Here is a 1,030-nt window from a genome sequence, read left to right as displayed (position 1 = left end):
AGGATGCCGTACTGGTCGCAGACCTGTGCGAACGCGGACGAGGTGTACTGCGAGCCCCTGTCCGCGTGGAAGATCACCCCGGTGACGTCACCGTCGCGGGCCGCGACCGCGGCCTGGAGCGCGTCGATGACGAGTTCGGCCCGCATGTGCGAGGCCATCGAGTAGCCGAGCACTCGGCGCGAGCGGAAGTCGATGACGCAGACGAGGTAGAGCCACAAGGCGCCGACCTGCACGTATGTAATGTCGCCGCACCACTTCTCGTCCAGAGCCCCAGCGGTGAAGTCCCGCTGGACCAGATCCGGCACCGGCGGCGCAAGCCGGTCTGCGATGGTGGTCCGCTTCTTCTTGCGCAGGTGGCGGCCGACGATGTGGTGCTTGCGCATCAGGCGCGCGACACGCTTGCGGTTGACGGTGTGGCCGAAGCCTCGCAGCTCGGCATGGATGCGCAACGCGCCGTAGTTTCCGCGGTGTTCGGCGTGGATCTCGCGGATCTCGGCGACCAGGGCGTCATCAGCGGCCCGCCGCTTGGCCCGCGCCTCGGCACCGGCGGTCCACCGGTAGTAGCCGGAGCGGGACACGTCCAGCACCCGGCATATCCGCTTGATGCCGAACTTCTCGGCGTGGGCGGAGACGAAGTCCCAAGCGGCGGTCTTCACTTCATCTCCCGGGCGAAATACGCGGCTGCCCGGCGCAGGATCTCCCGCTCCAGCTGCCATTCCTTCTCGTTCTTCAGCAGCCGGGCATTGTCCGCCCGCAGCCGGGCCAGCTCGGCCGCGGTGTCCTGGGACGCACCGGAGGCGGCCGGCGGTGCGTCCGCATCACGCACCCAGGTCCGCAGTGTCTCGGGGTTGAGGTTCAGATCGGACGCGACATCCTTGAACGTCCGCCTGCCGGCCGAGGCCCGCCACAACGCGATCGCGTCGGACCGGAACTCCGCACTGTACTTCGAGGGCCTTGCCACGTGGATCTACACCTTCCAGGATCACCAAGATCCATTGTCAGGCGTGTCCACACCACGGGGATCACCTCA

General features: G+C 67.6%; 1 pseudogene. It reads right to left on the bottom strand.

The features are described 5' to 3' along the window. Nucleotides 1–961, bottom strand: a pseudogene (locus ACFYP3_RS37965) (IS3 family transposase); the annotation flags it as partial. Nucleotides 962–1,030 lie beyond the last annotated feature (69 nt).

The sequence above is a fragment of the Streptomyces sp. NPDC005533 genome, assembly GCF_042871845.1.
In the GTDB taxonomy this organism is placed as follows: Bacteria; Actinomycetota; Actinomycetes; order Streptomycetales; family Streptomycetaceae; genus Streptomyces.
Note: the sequence above shows the minus strand (reverse complement) of the source record. Positions and strands in the feature narration are given on the sequence as shown.